This is a genomic window from Bacillus sp. LK2, from assembly GCF_001043575.1.
Classification (GTDB): Bacteria; Bacillota; Bacilli; order Bacillales; family Bacillaceae_G; genus Bacillus_A; species Bacillus_A paramycoides.
In genome coordinates this window covers 1-21,069 of record NZ_LDUK01000037.1, presented here as the reverse complement: position 1 = coordinate 21,069, position 21,069 = coordinate 1, and the positions used below count along the sequence as shown (strand labels likewise).

Annotated in this window: 15 protein-coding genes, 9 tRNA genes, 1 rRNA gene and 1 pseudogene; 2 read left to right on the top strand and 24 right to left on the bottom strand. The window is 37.3% G+C overall.

All coding sequences use genetic code 11. The features are described from left to right. Nucleotides 1–17: 17 nt before the first annotated feature. The 4 genes from VK90_RS19800 to VK90_RS19785 all read right to left on the bottom strand — a co-directional run bounded on the left by VK90_RS19800 (nt 18) and on the right by VK90_RS19785 (nt 5,158). Nucleotides 18–1,277: a multidrug effflux MFS transporter gene (locus VK90_RS19800; RefSeq protein ID WP_048374634.1), complete on the bottom strand. Its 1,260-nt coding sequence runs from the start codon at nt 1,275–1,277 to the stop codon at nt 18–20. 117 nt (nt 1,278–1,394) lie between these two features. Continuing rightward, nucleotides 1,395–3,113: a DUF3981 domain-containing protein gene (locus VK90_RS19795; protein WP_048374632.1), complete on the bottom strand. Its 1,719-nt coding sequence runs from the start codon at nt 3,111–3,113 to the stop codon at nt 1,395–1,397. Nucleotides 3,114–3,191: 78 nt separating this feature from the next. Then, the gene (locus VK90_RS19790) at nt 3,192–3,725 is read right to left on the bottom strand and encodes an MFS transporter (protein ID WP_002175405.1); all 534 of its coding nucleotides are present in this window, start codon (nt 3,723–3,725) and stop codon (nt 3,192–3,194) included. Beyond that, complete coding sequence (locus VK90_RS19785; RefSeq protein WP_048374630.1) at nt 3,722–5,158, bottom strand: FAD-binding oxidoreductase; 1,437 nt, start codon at nt 5,156–5,158, stop codon at nt 3,722–3,724. Before VK90_RS19785 ends, VK90_RS19790 begins: the two co-directional genes overlap by 4 nt. A 199-nt stretch (nt 5,159–5,357) precedes the next feature. Here VK90_RS19785 and VK90_RS19780 point away from each other — a divergent pair, with 199 nt between their 5' ends. Beyond that, nucleotides 5,358–6,269 (top strand): NAD(P)-dependent alcohol dehydrogenase, encoded by a 912-nt coding sequence (locus VK90_RS19780; RefSeq protein WP_048374628.1) that lies wholly within the window; start codon nt 5,358–5,360, stop codon nt 6,267–6,269. Between the two features lie 220 nt (nt 6,270–6,489). Here the strand turns inward: VK90_RS19780 and VK90_RS19775 are convergent, their stop codons facing one another. Continuing rightward, nucleotides 6,490–7,263 carry an SDR family oxidoreductase gene (locus VK90_RS19775; RefSeq protein WP_082147988.1) on the bottom strand — a complete coding sequence of 258 codons (774 nt, stop codon included), beginning with the start codon at nt 7,261–7,263 and terminating at the stop codon, nt 6,490–6,492. Nucleotides 7,264–7,657: 394 nt separating this feature from the next. On the opposite strand from VK90_RS19775, the gene VK90_RS19770 reads away from it, so the two are divergent. Further along, complete coding sequence (locus tag VK90_RS19770) at nt 7,658–8,164, top strand: DoxX family membrane protein (protein ID WP_048374626.1); 507 nt, start codon at nt 7,658–7,660, stop codon at nt 8,162–8,164. A 75-nt stretch (nt 8,165–8,239) separates the two neighbouring features. Here VK90_RS19770 and VK90_RS19765 read toward each other — a convergent pair whose 3' ends face one another. The 19 genes and pseudogenes from VK90_RS19765 to rrf form a co-directional block, all read right to left on the bottom strand. After that, nucleotides 8,240–8,806 carry a DUF4256 domain-containing protein gene (locus VK90_RS19765; protein WP_053081439.1) on the bottom strand — a complete coding sequence of 189 codons (567 nt, stop codon included), beginning with the start codon at nt 8,804–8,806 and terminating at the stop codon, nt 8,240–8,242. A gap of 410 nt (nt 8,807–9,216) precedes the next feature. Further along, the gene (locus VK90_RS19760) at nt 9,217–11,187 is read right to left on the bottom strand and encodes a S9 family peptidase (RefSeq protein ID WP_048374622.1); all 1,971 of its coding nucleotides are present in this window, start codon (nt 11,185–11,187) and stop codon (nt 9,217–9,219) included. Nucleotides 11,188–11,421: 234 nt separating this feature from the next. Beyond that, nucleotides 11,422–13,224, bottom strand: a complete 1,803-nt coding sequence (gene glmS / locus VK90_RS19755) for a glutamine--fructose-6-phosphate transaminase (isomerizing) (protein ID WP_002175412.1) — start codon at nt 13,222–13,224, stop codon at nt 11,422–11,424. 12 nt (nt 13,225–13,236) lie between these two features. Continuing rightward, a pseudogene (locus tag VK90_RS31445) lies at nt 13,237–13,423 on the bottom strand (hypothetical protein). Nucleotides 13,424–13,709: 286 nt separating this feature from the next. Then, complete coding sequence (gene glmM, locus VK90_RS19750) at nt 13,710–15,056, bottom strand: phosphoglucosamine mutase (RefSeq protein WP_048374620.1); 1,347 nt, start codon at nt 15,054–15,056, stop codon at nt 13,710–13,712. Continuing rightward, nucleotides 15,049–16,524: a CdaR family protein gene (locus VK90_RS19745; protein WP_048374618.1), complete on the bottom strand. Its 1,476-nt coding sequence runs from the start codon at nt 16,522–16,524 to the stop codon at nt 15,049–15,051. The genes glmM and VK90_RS19745 overlap by 8 nt, the downstream gene beginning before the upstream one ends. Then, nucleotides 16,517–17,338, bottom strand: a complete 822-nt coding sequence (gene cdaA / locus VK90_RS19740) for a diadenylate cyclase CdaA (RefSeq protein ID WP_048374612.1) — start codon at nt 17,336–17,338, stop codon at nt 16,517–16,519. The genes VK90_RS19745 and cdaA overlap by 8 nt, the downstream gene beginning before the upstream one ends. Before the next feature lie 248 nt (nt 17,339–17,586). Beyond that, a complete protein-coding gene (rocF, locus tag VK90_RS19735; protein WP_002175417.1) occupies nt 17,587–18,480 on the bottom strand; it encodes an arginase in 894 nt (297 codons plus the stop codon). A gap of 300 nt (nt 18,481–18,780) precedes the next feature. After that, nucleotides 18,781–19,926 carry a glycerate kinase gene (locus tag VK90_RS19730; protein ID WP_048374610.1) on the bottom strand — a complete coding sequence of 382 codons (1,146 nt, stop codon included), beginning with the start codon at nt 19,924–19,926 and terminating at the stop codon, nt 18,781–18,783. Nucleotides 19,927–20,054: 128 nt separating this feature from the next. Beyond that, nucleotides 20,055–20,127 (bottom strand) — tRNA-Ala (locus VK90_RS19725). 10 nt (nt 20,128–20,137) lie between these two features. Continuing rightward, a tRNA-Gly gene (locus tag VK90_RS19720) sits at nt 20,138–20,209 on the bottom strand. Between the two features lie 5 nt (nt 20,210–20,214). Beyond that, nucleotides 20,215–20,290, bottom strand: a tRNA-Lys gene (locus VK90_RS19715). 5 nt (nt 20,291–20,295) lie between these two features. Next, nucleotides 20,296–20,370, bottom strand: a tRNA-Gln gene (locus VK90_RS19710). 66 nt (nt 20,371–20,436) lie between these two features. Then, nucleotides 20,437–20,520: transfer RNA gene (locus tag VK90_RS19705), tRNA-Tyr, on the bottom strand. A gap of 16 nt (nt 20,521–20,536) precedes the next feature. Further along, nucleotides 20,537–20,612 (bottom strand) — tRNA-Val (locus tag VK90_RS19700). Between the two features lie 5 nt (nt 20,613–20,617). After that, nucleotides 20,618–20,692 (bottom strand) — tRNA-Glu (locus VK90_RS19695). Nucleotides 20,693–20,716: 24 nt separating this feature from the next. Then, nucleotides 20,717–20,789: transfer RNA gene (locus VK90_RS19690), tRNA-Thr, on the bottom strand. 4 nt (nt 20,790–20,793) lie between these two features. Further along, nucleotides 20,794–20,868 (bottom strand) — tRNA-Asn (locus VK90_RS19685). Between the two features lie 9 nt (nt 20,869–20,877). Next, nucleotides 20,878–20,993 (bottom strand): 5S ribosomal RNA (gene rrf, locus VK90_RS19680). Between the last annotated feature and the right edge of the window lie 76 nt (nt 20,994–21,069).

Genomic DNA, 21,069 nt, shown 5'->3' with positions numbered 1-21,069 from the left:
TGAATCAGCTCTTTTTATTAAGCCTCTAAATTTTTGTTTTGTTGCAGCTCAAACTGCTTTTCACTTCGTTTCGCCATAAATAAATAACATAACACAGCTCCCACTTCACAAAGTGCAATAACAACACCCATCGGCAATGCTGTATTACTTCCACCAATACCTACTAACGGTGCAACAAGTGCTCCTGAAATGAACTGTAATAAACCTAGTAAGGCTGATGCTGTTCCTGCTGCTTGTTTTTGATTTCTCATCGCTAACGAGAAGCCAGTTGTTGATACAACCCCAACACTTGATACGACAAGGAATAACGAGCATAAAACACCAATTAGACCTATTCCCAATACGATTGTAAGTAGTAACGATAGACCACCAACAGCCGCAATAACAATACCGAAAACAAATAAAGTTTTCTCATTAACTTTCCCTGCTAAGCGGCCAGTAATTTGGCTAGCAATAATAATACCAATACCGTTAATCGCAAAGAACAAACTAAACTCTTGCGGTGATGCCCCGTATATATTTTGCAACACAAATGGTGAACCAGAAATATAAGCAAACATTGCAGCCGTTACTAATCCTTGCGACAATGCATATCCCATAAACAAACGGTCTTTCAGAAGCTTTCCGTATGTTGCCAACGTTCCTGACAATCCACCTGTCTCTCTTTCTTCAGGAGGTAATGTTTCACGTAATACGAAAGTAGCTGATATTAGCATGAATACACTAATTGCTCCAAGAACGATAAAAACGCCGCGCCATGATGTGAACTGTAATAATTGTCCCCCAATAATCGGTGCCAAAATAGGTGCCGCTCCGTTTACTAACATAAGTAGTGAGAAAAATTTCGTCATTTCAGAACCTGAATACATATCACGTACCATTGCACGTGATATAACAATCCCAGCAGATCCTGAAGCACCTTGTAAGAAACGTAAAAGCACTAAACTCCAAATAGATGGTGCTACAGCACAGAGTAAGGAAGAAGCAACATAAATAATAAGAGCGATAATAAGAGGTTTGCGCCTTCCGTAAATGTCACTAATTGAACCAACAAATAATTGTCCTACTGAAAGCCCAAGCAAACATGCAGTTAATGTCAGCTGCGCGAGAGATGCTCCCGTTTGTAAATCATCCGTTAACTTTGGTAAAGAGGGCAAGTACATATCAATAGATAATGGCCCAATTGCCGTAAGTGTCCCTAATACAAGAATCATCCATAACCTATTTGTCTTTACAGGTTTATATACTTCGTGATTAACTCCATTCACCTTTTCCATTCACCCTTTCATATAAATGTCGAATCGTAACAATTATAGTTACAACATAAATATACGTCAAGTATCCCGTATTTTCCTGTTTAATAATGTAAAAAAAGCGATAGAATCTCTATCGCTTTACTTTTTCAAATTGCTATTTGTAAATTTAGATACGGATGACATCGCCTCTCCTGTATCTAAATATGTGATTTGAATTGGATCCCCCACTTCTGTAAACATAGCATATGGGAATTTCTTCGCAGGTATCATAAATACTTTTTGTTCATTCTCTAACAGTACGTACACAATCGTATTTTCACCTGATTTTTCTTTATATACACGTTGTACAGTACCTTCTTTTTGCGCTTCTTTTCCATTTGAAGTCGGTCTAAATGAGTCACCACTTCCGCTCAGCGCATTTTTATAATTCTCAAGTGCTTCTTTTTGAGTCGAACCTGTCGCAAATACTTTTGCATTAGAAGCATATATAACAGTATGAGCACGTACTAATCCCCCGTCATCAATAACCGGTACAATCCAAGAAGGTTTACCGTATACGTTATAAATAACCGGCATCGTTCCATGCCATTTCTCTCTCTTAAAGGAATTATCCACTACTTCCGTAGCAGCCGAACCATCCATAATTCCCTTTACTTCTTTTCCGTTATAATAATACAGCTTCCCTGTACGTGCATCGACTAATGAGTAACCGAGGGCAGAATCTACTCCTTCTTTCGGAGAGGTGAAATCAGTAAAGTAATATAGAGTTCCATCCTTACCGAAGATTGGTGTAACTCCTTCTTTCGTCCCCCACTCAGTCGGAATCTTCATGTCAGTTTGTGAGAATTTCGTATTCCAAAATCCGTGAATATACTTCCCGAAGTACGTATTTAACGTAGATGCTGTTTCATGATTTAATACACCATCAACAAATTTAGGTGCATTCCCTTTATCATATCGTTTTACAGCTCCTGTTTCTGCATCAACAACGACAACGCCTTCTACTTCAAACCCTGATCTTCCTGAAATAAACTCACCGTACGTCATTGTATAATACGGTTTCCCTTTATCATCAACTTCAAATTTTGGCTTTCCTTTAAAAATCAAATCTGGCTCTGCTTTTCGAACGACACGTTCTAACTTATTACCGAAAAACATGCTTGGCACATACTTCATTTTATATCCAAGATGTAATTTCGCTTCCGCATCAGGATTTGTACCTGACATCGTTACGTAACCTGGTATTGTTCCTGCCTTACGCGCTTTAAAGAAACCTGAAACTTCAATTGGTGCTACATACAAGGCTTCACCATTTACCATTTGTGGTGTTAATTCCCCTAGCTCAAAATAAGCTACTTTCGGAATATCACCAAATACCTTTTTCATTTTATTTTCCGCTGTTTTAGGCGGCACTGTAAACGGTTGATCATTTTCAGTAAATGGCTCTGAAATATCTTTCTCTACCTTCACAACAGAATCATATTTCTTTTGCGAGATTACTATATCATGTAAATAACCAAAATAACCGTAACTTACGAGTAATACAAGCATTAGAAGTCCCTTTAAAGTACCTTCTAATTTCCCTATCTTGTCTTGTGAAAACAAGACAATCCCAATCAAAATCGCTACTGCAACAGAATAATGAGTAAGAATTGAATCTACCCGATCATCAATTAACCAAACATATTCATAGATTGCAATACCAATCCAAAATAAAACTGGAATAACTAAAATAGATGATTTCTTACCCTTTACAACCTTCTCATCTCCCCCTTTATCCACTGTGCGAAGTTTATTACCGCTTCTTGTCCATGGAATCAAAAACAAAGTGAGAATAGCTAAAACTAAAAATTTCATCAAAGGCAATGTCCCCTTTTCTTTTGTCTTCTCCATAAGTATAACAAATAAAGGGGAATCAGGTAAAAATGGGAATGATTATACTTTTTTACTACTTAACACAAATCCACTCACCATATACAACACTGAGGCAATATAAAAAATTGTGCCAATCGTAAAGAAATCCACTAAATAGCCAGTTGCGATAATTGCTACTGCTCCTCCAATCGATGTCCACACGTGATATTTTCCAATTTCATATCCAGCTTTCTTCTGTTCTACCTTTCGTGCTAACGATGTTTTCTCCGTATTACGCTGCACAGCACCTAGAACACCCATTAAAATTTGGAGAATATACACATGCCAAACTTCTGTTACGATTGGGAAACAAAGCATCAATATAGCCATAGACCAAGCGTATATAATTAATAACTTTCTATCACCTACTCTATCGGAAATTCTCCCAACTAATGGATACACTAGGGCCGAAGTTAAAGCAAATAAGCCGTACGCCCAGCCAAACTGCGAGAAACTATTTCCAACATTCCGAAGCAATAGTATATAAAACGGAAATACCATACTACCAGCCATCATAATAATGCTTTGTGAGGCTACAAATCTTCTATATGTCATTTGCTATACTCCTTATAAAATAAATTCACAAATCTTTCTCCCGGGTCTACTTCTCTCTTCTTCTGAAGGAATTCTTCTATGCGAGGATACGCTTTCTTTAGCTGCTCCTTTGCCGGATAAGAATAATACGGCAAATAATAACTTCCATTATGCTTTAAAGTAACATCAATCATCTTCTGAATAACCACTTTTGTTTTCTTTATTTCATCCTCAGAACGTCCTTGATTTATTAGAAGCACAAGCGCAAACATATCATCTTTCGCATAAGATAGCACCGCATTCTCATTCTTTTCTACGTAGCGAATTGTAATGTTAAGAAGATTTAATTCTTCTTCATTTAAAACACTTCGTAAATCATCTATATACTCTGCAAAACCATCTATTGGTACAAAGTACTCTTGTAAAACTTCGGTCAAGTTTGGGTTATCGTATTCCATAAAAGCACTATCAGATCTCATTACATTATTCCGAGTTTCGTACTTACCATCTGTACGTTCAAAATAGCTTCTTTGTATATCCCAAAATACATTCTTTCCCCAATCACTATAACGTGATAATCCAAGCAAAAATTTTGGTGCAGCTATAATATTTTCCTCTTTTAATTTACTGTACTCTTTCAGCTTCTGTTGGTCTTCTGCCAATACATAATCTGTCACATACATTTCTTTCAAGAACGAATTCGAGGCCACAGAAATACGTCCTAAATGCATCCGTATATTCTCGTCCTTTTTCACCTTCTCCTTAAAATATGAAGAGTACTCCTTATAATCTATTACCTTCGTATGCGTTTCATATAATTCATCATTCGTTAACTTGAGCGTCACATCTAAAATCACACCAAATAATCCATATCCCCCAATTACATACGGAAACAAGTCAGCATTTTCTTCTCTACTTACATTACGTACTGTACCATCTGCCATTAACAATCTGAACGACTCTACTGTATCAATCAATGCTTCATGACGAATATCACGCCCATGTACATTTACACTTAACGAACCGCCAACAGTAAAAATATTTTGAGATTGCATCACCTGAACCGCAAGGCCGTATGGATTTATTTTCTTCTGAATGTCATTCCATGTCACACCGCTTTGTACCCTAATCCTCTTCTTCTCCGGATTAAACTCTAATATTTCATTATAGCCTTTCATATCAAGCATCGTACCGTTCGGATAATACGTCTGTCCGCCCTGGCTATGTTGCATACCTGCAATGGAAATCTTCTCTCCAGAAACATTTGCATCTTGCACCAGCTTTTTTAACGAACTCTCATCCTCAGCATTTTCAACACGTTTAATCTTTGTTGGAAGCAACTTCCCTACATCGCTCATAATAGGATGATCCAATTGCTCTTTATATGTATGTATAGATGTCGCGAGCAACGCTGTATACGCTACAATTACAACTGCTATCTTTCTTTTTTTCAAATGACACTCTCCTTGTTTGAAATTCTAACCTCACTAGTACTTCTCTTTATTTTTATTGTACCTACTTTCTTAAAAGGAAAATACTACACTGTAAAAAAGAACTATCTTTCTTTTACTTATTATGAAGTGAAACTATAAGCATGATTTAAAAACATTTAAATATGATGTAGAGGAAAATAACTTAATTCAGGAGGTCGCTATGAAAGCAATTATTTGCACAAAATACGGGCCACCTAACGTTCTCAAACTTCAAGACGTAAAGAAACCTACTCCTAAAAAGAATGAAGTATTAGTTAAGATTCACGCAACAAGTGTAACTACTGGAGATTGTAGAATGCGAAGCTTTACTAGTCCACTTTTATTTTGGATTCCTATGCGAATTGTATTAGGCTTTAGAAAACCGAGAAAGTCTATACTCGGTGTAGAGTTATCTGGTGAAATTGAGGAAGTAGGAACAGATGTAACTCAATTCAAAAAGGGAGATCACATCTTTGCATTAACAGGACTTAACGTTGGTGGTTATGCTGAATACACATGTGTACATGAAAGCGGATTGATAGCATTAAAACCTACCAATGTGACGTATGAGGAAGCTGCAGTTATTCCTTTCGGCGGAACTTCAGCATTACATTTTTTAGGAAAAGGGCACATAAAAAAAGGACAGCAGGTACTTATATATGGTGCCTCCGGATCAGTAGGTACCGCCGCTGTGCAACTTGCTAAACATTTCGGCGCGACTGTTACAGCTGTTTGTAGTAATTCAAATTTTGAGTTAGTAAAGTCTTTAGGGGCTGATAACACAATTGATTATACGAAAGAGGATTTTACTGAACGAGGCGAACGCTACGATATTATATTTGATGCAGTTGGGAAGCATCAAAAACAGCATTGTAAGAAAGCACTAGCTCCTAACGGTAAATACGTGTCAGTCAATGGAACGATGGCAAAAGTGAGCAAAGAAGATATGCTTTTACTAAAAAAGCTAACCGAAGTAGAAAAACTAAAGTCAGTTATTGATAGAACGTACCCATTAGAAAAGATTTCAGAGGCTCATACGTATGTGGAAACAGGACGTAAGAAGGGTAATGTCGTGATTACTATAGGAACATAAAAAGTTTTCGAGCTAGATTTCATCTTTATCCCGCATTAACGGGCAGTAAGACTCCTACCTCAAAATTCGGCTGGAGCAAAGAAGTTAGGTGGGAGATCAACTCCCCGTAAACGCCCGATTGGTGCGGGCTAATAATCAGTGGGGGATGAACAAAACCCCCACTGATTAAAGTTTCACTTTATAAAATACCCCTTTAGATCTATCTAAAGGGGTTAAAAACTTATCTTTTAAATCCACCTTCTGAATGAATAACTTGCCCTGTAATCCACTCTGCTTCTTCGCTCACTAAAAACTTAATAAGCCTCGCTGCATCTTTCGGTTCACCTATTCTACCGAAAGGAAACATCGGTTTTAATCCTCTTTTTATCTCTTCTGTCATCCATCCCGTATCAGTTGGACCTGGATTAATTGCATTAACAGTTATACCTAAATGGGCTACCTCTGCTGACAAAGTACTAGTGAGAGCATCAATAGCTCCCTTCGTTGTTGCATAGGCTAGCTCTCCAGCCATAGGTCCTTTAAACTGTCCCGAAGTAATATTAACGATTCTACCGCCAGATTTATTCTTAAATCCACGTGCAAACTTACTACTTAACAGTGTAGTCGCACGAATATTTACCATGTAATGCTTATCTAACTCTTCTGCAGTCAAATTAGAAAAATCATTATTTGTAGAGTACGCCGCGTTATTAATTAATATATGAGGGTACCCCATTTGTTCAGCAACTTTATTTATAAGCTGTTCTGGTGCAGTATCCCTAGTCAAATCTAACTCCACACTCGATACTTTAACACCATTTTGTATTAACTCTTCTTTTAATTGTATTTGTTCATTTTGATCAACGCCCCAAGGCATCTCTTTATCATACTTCGTCCAATACGTAAAAAATATATCGTATCCTGCTTCAGCTAATTCTTTACAAATCGCTGCTCCGATACCATCCAGACGACTTACGCCTGTAACAACTGCTACCTTATTTTTTAATTGATTCATAATATACTCCTCCAAGTTAAAGGACGCACATTTTATATGAGAGATATAAATATTTCCCCACAAAAAAAGATAAATACATAATAGGCATCTATCCTTACTGAAGGAATGACCACGCCAAATATGCAGTCCTTGAATGAATTACAGATAGCTAAATAAACCCTCATGTATGAGAGAAAAAATAATCTATCCAATTGCTCATCATTACAAGTTCGTACACATATCGAGTCTTTGCCCCCTTTGATATATCTCTCTTATTAGTCTACCAAAATAGATGAAATGTTACAAAAAATAAAACAATTACTCTCAACCTATCTTCGTTCACATCTCCTCTATTGTGAATTTTTTCACAATAGATATATAATAAATATGTAAATAGAATACTGGAGGGATTTCAATGGTTATCAATTTTTTAAGAACTGATAAACGTGCTACTTTCATATTATTATTTTTACGACTGTACATAGGATATGCATGGATTACTGCTGGCATAGGTAAACTTTTAGGACAATCTTTTGATGCAAGTGGATTTCTAAAAGGCGCTATCGCTCAAGCATCAGGTAGCCACCCTGCAGTACAAGGTTGGTGGGCAGATTTCCTTCAAAACTTTGTTCTTCCGCATGCAGACTTATTTAGCTTTTTAGTGCAATGGGGAGAAATTTTAGTAGGTTTAGGTTTAATTTTAGGTGGCTTAACAAAAACTGCTGCGTTTTTTGGAATCATAATGAATCTTTCATTCTTATTAAGCGGAACTGTTAGTGTAAACCCAAACATGCTTATTTTAACTATGTTCATTTTAGTGGCAGGACATAATGCTGGGCGTATTGGATTAGACGGTTATGTTTTTCCAAAACTTTTCCGTAAAAACAACCACGAAACATATAAATTTAGTAAAACTGCATAGTAACAGTTCATCTTTAAAATATAAATAAGAAAAGAGCCTGAATGCAGGCTCTTTTCTTATTTATTTACGCCAAACTTAAACCCTTAGCGAACCACGAAAACCTCTGGCAGCATAATAAGATTCTGCTCCATTGTGATACACGAAAACGTGCCCGAAGCGATAATCGCAAAAAATGGCACCGCCGAGTTCTCTAATATCAGAAGGTGTTTGTACCCAACTCGATGATTTCATGTCGAATTTTCCAAGCTTTTGCAAATCTCGATATTGTTCTTCGGTTAATAGTTCAATGCCCATGGCAGTTGCCATATCAATAGCGTTATTTTCTGGTTTATGTTTTTTTCTTGACTCTAGCGCTTCAAGATCATAACAAAGGCTTCTGCGACCTTTAGGACTTTCCGCTGAACAATCATAGAAAGTATACTCGTCCTTCCCTTTATCATAACTAACAACATCCGGCTCGCCGCCAGTTATCTCCATTTCATTGAGAGACCACAGTTTTTCAGTATTAGCATCTATTTTTGTTTGGACTTTAGCCCATTCAATACCTTCATGACGGTTCATATTTTTCTCAAAACGAGCTTTCAATGCTCCGAGTAATTCTTCACGCTGTTCTATTGATAACTCTTTTTTATTCTCTGTCATGTTATTATTCTCCTTATTGCTTTTACTTATAATGGTTTAAATATATATTTAATAATAATGTGAAACTTTAATCAGTGGGAGTCTTACTATCCACAAATAGCGGGATAAATTGTATATTTTATTAAATCCATTTTTCAACAATTCGGCCCCTTAACGAAACGGCTTATTGTCACTCAGCAGTTCCTTAATCGTTCTTGTAATTCCAAATGTTCTTTTCCTTTTCAATATAAAAACACCCTGTTAGATAATCATATCCACCAGGGTGTTACGTTGCAACTTTTTAAAAGTAGTTAACCTTTATTTCAATTCTATAATAAATGTAGGTGTTAAAAAAAGTTTGATCATTTTATTTAATATATCTTTTTTTGTTCCGTAGATAAATCAATTGTACTAAAGTATCCATTTATTAATCATAAAGCCCTAAAATCCTTCATACTTTCTCCAAGAATATAATGTGAAAACCACATCAAATTCTGCTTCATAATAGCCACATGAATTCCTGGCTGGTCAGAACTATACGCCATTCCTTTAAATATAATTAATTCTGTATCAACTTCAATATCCCTTAATCCTTGATATAGCTCATATGCATTTAGAGTTGGAATTCTTGCATCCTTTTCACCATGTTGGATTAGGGTAGGCGTACAGGCCGATTTAATATATGTCATTGGTGATGCTTTAGCATATATATCTGAATCATTCCATGGATTATCTCCTAAATACATTCTAATAAAGTAAGGTATATCTGTATTTACATACTGGGTGCTCCAGTTAGTAATTCCGCCTCCAACTGAAATCGCCTTAAATCTACTACTAAATGTAGAACAGAAAGCTGATATATATCCCCCGTTGCTCCATCCCATAACCCCTACTCTATCTTTATCTACAATCCCTTCTTCAACTAGTTTATCCACTCCGGATATAACATCCTCGTAGTCAGCAATTCCCTGTTTTCTATAGTTTGCTTTTAAGAATTCATTACCATAACCAGAACTTCCCCTGTAGTTTGGTTCTAAAACTATAAAGCCTTTTTCGATAAACTGTTCAATAGGATATTTCTCATTAAAACAGTCTGAAAATATTGGAAAGGATGCCCAAGCTGGACCACCATGGATTACCACCAATAAGGGATATTTTTCATTTGCGTCAAACTCTACTGGGGTTGATAAAACACCCTCTATTTCAAGACCATCGCTACTTTTCCATGAGATTATTTCCCTATTACTTTTAAGCTTACCTTTGAAAAGACTGTTTTCATTCGTTATTTTTTTATCGTCTAAATAGATTTCGAAAATCTCATTTGCTATAGCCTTATTATAGGATATATGATTTCCATCCCTTGTTATAGAAGCATCCATTATAAAGCTATCTACTTGTTCACTTAACATTTCCACAGTGCCATCCTCAGATAGCAACCCAATAAAATAATTAGTTTTGTTCTGCCATCTAATTAAAATCCCTTTAGCTGTCCACCGTAATGGAATAACCGTGCTATCAAAATCTGTTAAAGGTTGAATTAGCTCTCCACTATTAATATCATATATCTCTAATGTACTGTCTTGTATATGGGTATTATAGTAATCCTTCTCCCTTATGCTTGCTGAGTAACATATTTTGCTGCCTTCAGGAGAAAAACAAACGCTCCCTCCCAACAACTTATCTATATTCAGCTGTTGTAGCTCTCCAGCTTTAATATCTAATATGTATAGATCTCCATTTATATAATCTCCCACATTTGAGCTTGGTGTAGCCATAAATACAACCTTTTTCCCATCATTTGAAATATCAAATTCATGGATATGAAAATCCTTTCCATTAGTTAGTTGATAAACAACGCTATTTTCGTGTTCATATTTATCATTTTGTATCACTTTTTCTATTTCAATGTAGTATAAACAATTATTTTGATATTCCTTACCTATATGATCGAAATCCCCATATAGTTCCTTGCGTTTCTTTATCACCTCGCATTCTTTTGACTGTGCAACATAATAAAAACCTTTACCAGTAGGCTCCCATTTGAATGTACTGATCCCTTCTTTCTCATCAGTAATTTGAACCCCATCATAACCATCTATTGACTTAACAAAGATCTGATTTTTATTATCCCCGTCACCAACTGGGCTAAGGTATGCAATGTTCTTAGAATCTGGAGACCATAATGGGTGTGTACTATCTATATCCCCAGTTGTTAGTGGATAGCTCTGCTCCTTATCTTTTTCATATATCCATACATGATTCCTATATGTATTGTCTGTCCAATTAGCTGTCTTTTTAACAAATGCTACGTTTTTGCCATCATCACTTATGTTTGTACCTGATAAGGTTGGTAATGAAATAATCTCTTCTATACTTAAATATGTTTTTTCTTTCACTTTCATTAATAAGCCCCCCTTGTAACGCTTAGTCAATCAATGCGCCTACACTTAAATGATAACGAAAAATTCAGATAAATAAAAGCGACTCTGTTCCTCTATCCACTTATCAATTTTAGATGTTCTTTTTCTTTTCAATACAAAAACACCCCTTTAGATAAAAATATCCAAAGGGGTGTTTCTAATAAACGTCGCGACTTTATTTTAAATCAAAACTATATTTATTAACCTACCAATCTCCTACTCAACCGTAACAGATTTAGCTAAGTTACGTGGCTTATCAACGTCACACTCGCGGTGAAGTGCTGCGTAGTATGAAATAAGTTGTAATGGAATAACTGCTACTAGCGGTGCTAGTGCTTCATGTACAGCTGGTAATACGAAGCTGTCTCCTTCCATTTCTAAGCCTTTCATTGAGATGATACATGGGTTAGCTCCACGTGCTACTACTTCTTTCACGTTACCGCGAATTCCAAGGTTTACGTGCTCTTGTGTAGCAAGGGCGATAACTGGTGTACCGTTTTCGATTAAGGCGATTGTACCGTGTTTTAATTCTCCTCCAGCAAAGCCTTCTGCTTGGATGTAAGAGATTTCTTTTAGTTTTAACGCACCTTCTAAACCTACGAAGAAGTCTACGCTACGTCCGATGAAGAAGCAGTTACGCGTTGTTGCTAAAAATTGTTTTGCTAATGCGTCCATTTCTTCTTTTTGATCACAAAGTACTACCATTGCGTTTGCTACAAGTCCTAATTCATGTGTTAAATCGAACTCAAGAACTTCACCTTTTGCTTTTGCAATGTCAGCCGCTAAGATTGAAAGCACTGCAAGCTGAGCTGTGTATGCTTTCGTCGATGCAACTGCGATTTCTGGTCCTGCGTATAATGGAAGTGTATAATCAGCTTCACGAGAAAGCGTAGAACCAGGTACATTTGTAATTGTTAATGCTTTATGACCCATTTCATTTGTTTGCACAAGTACTGCACGGCTATCTGCTGTTTCACCACTTTGTGAGATGTAAATGAAGAATGGTCTTTCTGTTAATAATGGCATGTTGTAAGAGAATTCACTTGCTACGTGTACTTCAACTGGTACTTTCGCAAACTTCTCAATGAATTGCTTTCCAACAAGACCTGCATGATAGCTTGTTCCGCATGCAATGATATAAATACGATCGCTATCTAAAATTGCATTACGGATATCTGCATCCAGTTCAATCTCGCCATTTTCACCTTGGTACTTTTGAATAATATTACGGATTACAAGTGGTTGCTCATCGATTTCTTTTAGCATGAAATGAGGATACGTTCCTTTTTCAATATCACTTGCGTCTAATTCCGCTGTATAAGGTGCACGTTCAATCGTTTCACCTTGTAAGTTTTTAATTGTAATGCTTTCTTTTGTTACGATTACGATTTCTTTATCCATTAACTCGATAAATTGATCTGTAACTTGTAACATCGCCATAGCGTCGCTCGCCACAACATTAAAGTTGTCACCAACACCTACTAATAGCGGGCTTTTGTTTTTAGCAACATAAATCATGTTTGGATTTTCAGCATCAAGTAGTCCGATTGCGTAAGAACCATGTAAAAGAGACAATGTGTTACGGAACGCGTCTTCTACACTTAATCCTGTGCTTACTTGTTGTTCCATAAGCTGTACGATAACTTCTGTATCTGTCTCACTTACGAACGTTACATCTTGTAAATATTCCTTTTTCACTAACTCATAGTTTTCAATTACACCGTTATGAACTAGTGTAAAGCGTTTTGATGTACTTTGATGCGGATGCGCGTTTACTTTGCTTGGAACACCGTGTGTAGCCCAGCGTGTATGACCAATTCCCACACTTGCTGCTACGTTCTCATCTACGATTTCACGAAGTTTTGCAATACGGCCTTTTTCTTTGTATACAACAACACCGTTCTCTGCTTGTACTGCAATACCTGCTGAATCATATCCACGATATTCTAGTTTTTCTAAACCTTTTAATAAAATTTCCTTTGCATCTTGCTCTCCAATAAATCCTACGATTCCACACATGTTTAGTCGCCGTTACAAATGCTTACACTGCTCTGCGAACATGTAACGACATAGTCCGATACCATTTTATTTATATTAAAAAAAACGGATTACATATTGCTAGCCCTGTAAGCTTGTAACGGCTTTCACCTTCCTCTCAATTGGGTTTAAGTCCGTATACACTTATACAGCTAGTTTTCATCCGTTCCTTTTCTCTCACCACACCTTCACCTTTGTCCACTAAGTCACCTTAATGTTTTAAGTAAAAGCTTGCGGTTGTGATGAACAACCGGGAGTCATCCGCCGAAATCTCGATAAACTCCACCTCGTCAACTACACTACTTGTAGTTCTGGCGCTTTTATAATTTACAATATTTACTTTGAGAAAAAGAACAAGACCATCTTATAACAAACAATATAAACCGTCAATGAAATTTTTTTCATTGTCTATAAAACATATGAAAAAGGAGCACTTCTTGTGCTCCTTTTAAAACAAATTCAGCAAATTATTCAGCGCCAACTTCAGCTTTCACAACTTCTACAATGCGGTGTACATAAGCGTCACAAACTTCTTGTGTTGGTGCTTCTGCCATTACGCGAATAAGTGGCTCTGTTCCAGATGGACGAACAAGAATACGACCGTCTCCGTTCATTTCTTCCTCTACAACACGAATAATTTCTTTAATTTTTTCATTTTCTAATGCTAGTTTTTTATCTGTTACACGAACGTTTACTAGTAATTGTGGGAATTTAGTCATCTCACCTGCAAGTTCAGATAATGGTTTTTTCGTCATTTTCATGATGTTTACAAGTTGAAGTGCACTTAACATTCCGTCACCAGTTGTAATGTAATCAAGTAAGATAATGTGGCCTGATTGTTCTCCGCCCAGGTTGTATCCACCACGCTTCATTTCTTCCATTACGTAGCGGTCACCAACTGCTGTTTTATCACTTGTAATACCACTTGCTTCAAGTGCTTTATAGAAACCTAAGTTACTCATAACTGTTGAAACAACTGTATTATGTTTCAATTGACCAGTTTCTTTCATGTACTTCGCACAAATGAACATAATTTGATCGCCATCAACGATGTTTCCTTTTTCGTCTACTGCGATTAAACGGTCTCCATCACCATCAAAAGCAAGTCCGATGTCAGCGCCTTTTTCTTTTACTAATTCAGCTAATACTTCTGGATGTGTAGATCCTACACCTTCGTTAATATTCATACCGTTCGGTGAAGTTCCCATTGTTGAAATGTCGGCTTCTAAATCTGCAAATAAATATGGAGCTAAAGAAGATGTAGCACCATGTGCACAATCTAAAGCGATATGTAGACCAGAGAAATCTTCCTCTACAGTTTGTTTAATGTATTGTAAATATTTTTGTCCACCTTCAAAGTAATCACTCACTTGTCCAAGGTTAGTACCTGTTGGACGTGGTAATTCGTCAACTTCTTTGTCTAATAACACTTCAATTTCTGCTTCTTGCTCATCCGTTAATTTAAAACCGTCTGAACCGAAGAACTTAATTCCGTTATCTTGTACCGGATTATGAGATGCAGAAATCATAACACCTGCTTGTGCATCTAACGCCTTTGTTAAATAAGCCACACCTGGTGTAGAAATAACACCAAGACGCATTACTTCTGCTCCAGTTGATAATAGACCTGCTACTAAAGCTCCTTCTAACATATGTCCAGATACACGTGTATCACGGCCGATAATTACTTTTGGACGGTCTGTATCTTTTGTCAATACATAGCCTCCAAAACGTCCAATTTTGAACGCTAATTCAGGTGTTAACTCCTTATTTGCAACCCCGCGTACTCCATCTGTACCAAAATATTTACCCATTATGATTCGCTCCTTTTTCTTGCTCTTTTTGATTATCTACTGTTGGTTCTTTGCTCGGTTCTTGACCAGTTTCTTTGTCTTTATCTTTATTTTTTTCCTGATCCTTTTCTGGATCTGGTTCAGGATTTTTTGGCTTTTCAGTTTGATTTCCCTGATTGTTTGTTGAATCCGGGTGTTCAACATTACCCTGTACTTCTTTATCTGGCTTTTCTTTCTTCACAATTGTAACTTTAGCACTTTTTTGTTTTGGCTCGATCGAAATATTACCAGGACCGCTTACTTGAATAGAAATATCTTTTGTTCCCGGAGATGCATTTTGTAGATTAATCACCGCTGTTATTTGAGCAGCTGTTATTTTATCTACTATACTTGCTTCTCCTGAAATATCAACGCTTACCTTCCCATCCTGCGGCGAAAGTAGCTGAGTAGTAACATCGTTCGGAATTCCATTTTTTTGAATCGGGATACCATCAATAGTTTTACTTTTCGTTTGCTTTACTTTTTGTACCCCTACCGAAACCTTCACTTGATTTGGTTTTGCACTTGTGACACCCTTTGGCAATAAAACAGAGGCATCGAATGTTGTAGAATCCGTCAATTGACTAAGATCTACCTCGACCCCCTCTATAGATTGTATATTATCCAAAATGTCTTTTGGACCAGCTATCGTTACTTCTCCTGGTTCAACGTTAATATTTGTAACAGCTAAACCTTCTGGTAAATTCCCTTTTTTCGCATATGTTAAAGGAACTGTTTTTTCTACGTTATTTGCTGTAGCTTGTGTCGCTACATTCACTGTTACACTTATTTTAGATGGATTCGTTTTTACATTTAAACGTTTTCCTTCTTTATTGTACAATGTAACCTCCGCTGTTTTTGTAACGGTTTTATTAACACCTTTTAAATCTATATATGCCTTAGCAGATGAAATACTTTCTATTTCTTCTTTTGTTCCAACTACTTCAACAGTGTCAGGCTTAATACTTGATTTCTCAACGGTAGCACCTGCTGGCATCTGATCTTCATTGGATAATTTTAAATCTACATGAACATACTTTTTCGCTTTTTCATGAAGAGTGACTTTAATTGTTGATGGTTGAACTGTCCCTTTCACTTCATCTGGAAGCCCGTTCGCTTTTAAAGAAACTTCATAAGTTCCTTTTGGACGGCCTTCTAAATCAACCGGTATATCAAATTGTCTTTTGTTTTTTGTCGCAGCAACCGCTGCTTTGGGACCTTCTAATTTTACCTTGACTCCCTCTGCTGGAATACCACTTACAATATACTTCTCTTCGTCATACTTAAGGTTAATAGCATAATTAGTTAATGTTTCTTTCCCTTCATTTACGAAAGGTAATACACTCGATGTCGTATTTTTGTCAGTTAAAGTTGCTGACATAAAAAGCATACACGCCAATAGTAATGAGATTCCTTTTAAAAACCAATGATTCTCCATTAACTTATCCATGACGCTTTCTCCTCCAATTCCATAAAGACGAAGAAGTCGTTTTTTCGTTCCCACTAAATTCTGCTAACAACATATCCTTCAGCTGTTCTGTCTTCAAATCACGATGTAACTTACCGTTTTTCGTTAAAGAAATTTGACCTGTTTCTTCCGACACAACTACTGTAATACTATCAGTGACTTCACTAACTCCCATTGCAGCGCGATGTCGTGTTCCTAACTCCTTCGAAATAAACGGACTTTCTGATAACGGAAGATAACATGCTGCTGCTTTAATTGTACTTCCTTGCATAATTACTGCTCCGTCATGAAGAGGAGTATTAGGGATAAAAATATTAATGAGTAATTCCGATGACACATATGCATTCAGCGGAATACCCGTTTCTACATAATCACCCATCCCAGTCTCTTTTGACAAAGTGATTAATGCACCAATTCTACGTTTTCCCATATATTCCGTTGCTTTCGCAATCGCTGCTGCAACAATTTCAGGTTCATCTTCCTCGTGAGTTCCCACACGCGAAAATAAGCTCCCCCGTCCTAGCTGCTCAAGTGCTCTTCGTAATTCTGGCTGAAAGATAATAATAACGGCTAAAAATCCCCACGTTAATACTTGTTCCGTTAGCCAATATAGCGTATGCAATTCAAGTAAAATACTAATCATCCGGACGACAATAATAACTGTAATACCTTTTAAAAGTTGCACAGCTTTCGTACCACGGATTATAAGAATTAGCTTATATATAATAAACCATACAACAGCAATATCTAATGCCGTACTAAGATATTTCAAAATGGTCGTATCTTCAAAAGGCATGCTAACCCTTCCTCCTACTTACGAGCAATTCTATCCATATATTGAAATATTATTTTATGCTCTATCTGTATGTATTTCCAACAACTAGTTAATTATACCATACATGAAACAAACAACAATTACAAACGACCCCCTTCAGCTTAAATTGGTAAGATGTCAAACTTTCTTATCCTACAGTATAATATAAGTCATTATTATACGCCTATTTCCAAATAAAAAAAGCAACTTCTCAGTTGCTTTTCTTACATTTATTTTAGTTTTTCACCGAATAAAGAACCCATTAAAGCAACCGCTGTTGTCGCTGTTCTGTTTCTCTCATCTAAAATCGTATTTACTTCAACAAATTCAGCAGATGTAACAATATCAGCCTCTGCTAACATCTCCATCGCTAAGTGGCTTTCACGATAAGATAGACCACCAATTACAGGCGTTCCAACTCCTGGTGCATCATGAGGATCAAGACCATCTAAATCTAATGATAAATGAACACCATCAGTATGAGATAAATACGCAATTGTTTCTTCCATAACAGCTGTCATACCCATACGATCAATTTCATGCATTGAGAATACTTTAATACCTTCATTACGAATAAAGTCTTTTTCTCCTTCATCTAATGCACGTGCACCGATAATTACAACGTTCTCTTTTTTCACCTTCGGGTATGCCTCGTATAAATTTACAAGTGCAGGATGTCCATAGCCTAAACTTGCAGCAAGTGACATACCGTGAATATTTCCAGATGGTGAAGTTTCTTCTGTATTTAAATCACCATGCGCATCATACCAAATAACACCTAAATTTTTATAATGTTTCGCTACACCAGCCAGCGTACCGATAGCAATACTATGGTCACCACCTAATACAAGTGGAAAACGACCTTCTTCTATAATATGATCAACCTTAGTTGCTAACTCGTTACATACAGTTGCAACTTGTGTAAGGTTTCTTAGTTTTGTATTTTCATCTACTTCTTTTTCTCTCTCTATACATATATCTCCCATATCTTTTACGTCATATCCAATTTGTTCAATTCTTTCAACTACCCCTGCATAACGGATCGCGCTTGGTCCCATATCAACCCCACGACGCATCTGTCCTAAATCCATTGGAACTCCAATAACTGAGATTTCTTTTTTCATAGATAGTATCCCCCTTTTATGCCTTCACTAAATATTTTAAATCTTTTATATAGTCTGACTCAACTCGACATTTTCTTGCATGGATATACAATTTATGCACTTATATTTGCGCTGAAATCCAAATTTTAAGACTATTCTATGCATAAAATTAACTTAATGAAACAACTAGCTTCTCTATCAACTAATACAATAAGCTAATAATCAGTGCGTTTTTCCATCCCTCACTGATTATTAGCTCTCACCAATCGTGCTTTTACTAGCTGTCCGCAAATGGAAGGATAAAAAATAACGCTTCTACATTTAGAAGCGTTTTTCTGACGCTAATTTCCACACTGCTGCAATATTTTTCGCTGTCATTTCGATATTCTCTTCTGCTACTTTATATGCCTCTTCTAATGTCATTGGACTTGCTGTAGTACTAAATACTGCATCAATTCCCTTTTCATAAACAGTTGTATAATTCGGAGATACTGATCCACCAATAGCAATTACAGGAATATGAAGACCTTTCGCACGCCCCGCAACACCAACAGGTGCCTTTCCATAAGCCGTTTGTTCATCTATTCTGCCCTCACCAGTTACAATAAGATCAGCACCTTCTATACGCTTATCAAAATTTGTATAATCTAATACAATTTCAATTCCTTTTCGTAGTTTTCCCTTTAACACTGCAACGACAGCTGCTCCCATTCCTCCAGCTGCTCCAGCACCAGGCATTTCAGATACATCAAAAGATACATACTGTTTAAGTATATTAGCATAATGTTTTAAATTCTCATCTAGCTCTTTCATCATCTCTACATTCGCACCCTTTTGTCTCCCAAATACAAAAGATGCTCCCCTCGGTCCAACTAACGGATTGTCCACATCACATGCTGCCTCTATCTTTATGTTCTCTAAGCGTGAATCAATCCTAGAAAGGTCAACAGCAGTAATGAACTGTAATGTCTCTCCAGAAGGCTCTATTACTTCACCTTTCCCATTTATAAACCTTACTCCTAAAACTGACAGCATACCTGCCCCACCATCATTTGTAGCACTTCCTCCAAGTCCTAAGATAATATGTTTTGCTCCTTGATCTAGCGCATGCAATATAAGTTCTCCTGTCCCTTTCGTCGTTGTAATAAGTGGGTTTCTCTTTTCAATCGGAACGTGTTGTAGTCCTGATGCTGCTGCCATTTCAATAAATGCTGTCTTCTTATCCTTAGACATACCGTAAAAAGCCTGTATGCTCTCTCCAAGTGGCCCTGTCACATTAAGTGATATAATTCTCCCCCTTGTAGCATCAACAAGAGATTCGACTGTTCCTTCACCCCCATCTCCAATCGGCACTTTAACGTACTCTGCTTTAGGAAAAACCGCTGCAAAACCTCTTTCAATAGCTTCACATACCTCCATAGCTTTCAAACTTTCTTTATATGAATCAGATGCAATGACAACTTTCATAATTATCCCCCGTTCCTTATTTACGCCTTTTCTTCATTTTAAACGACAAATACGAAAGTTGCCTTTCCCAGTAAAATTTAAGCACAAAAAAAGCTTACATCATTTGATGTAAGCTTTCTCTATTTAGATGGAGCCTAGCGGGATCGAACCGCTGACCTCCTGCGTGCAAGGCAGGCGCTCTCCCAGCTGAGCTAAGGCCCCTTAGTAATTAAGCGGAAGACGGGATTCGAACCCGCGACCCCAACCTTGGCAAGGTTGTATTCTACCACTGAACTACTTCCGCGAAAATGGTGAGCCATGAAGGATTCGAACCTTCGACCCTCTGATTAAAAGTCAGATGCTCTACCAACTGAGCTAATGGCTCGTAAATGGCTGGGCTAGCTGGATTCGAACCAGCGCATGACGGAGTCAAAGTCCGTTGCCTTACCGCTTGGCTATAGCCCATTAATATTTACTAGTATGGTTATCTTTTCAAAAAAATAAACCTTCTCAGGTTATTTTTTAAAAAAATGGTGGAGGGGGGCAGATTCGAACTGCCGAACCCGAAGGAGCGGATTTACAGTCCGCCGCGTTTAGCCACTTCGCTACCCCTCCGACATTTAAAAATATATGGTGGAGGATGACGGGATCGAACCGCCGACCCCCTGCTTGTAAGGCAGGTGCTCTCCCAGCTGAGCTAATCCTCCAAAAGTGGTGACCCGTACGGGATTCGAACCCGTGTTACCGCCGTGAAAGGGCGGTGTCTTAACCACTTGACCAACGGGCCAAAAAAATTTAAAAACTTTTTCCAAGCTTCCAACCGGGCTTGAACCGGTGACCTCTTCCTTACCATGGAAGTACTCTACCAGCTGAGCTATGGAAGCATAATGGCTCCGCAGGTAGGAATCGAACCTACGACCGATCGGTTAACAGCCGATAGCTCTACCGCTGAGCTACTGCGGAATAATACAAGCCTGGCAACGTCCTACTCTCACAGGGACAAGGTCCCAACTACCATCGGCGCTAGAGAGCTTAACTTCCGTGTTCGGTATGGGAACGGGTGTGACCTCTCTGCCATCATTACCAGACTTTTATCATTATACACATTCTTTCCAGAATGTCAAAAGGAATTTTAAATATATATTCCTTCAAAACTAGATAACA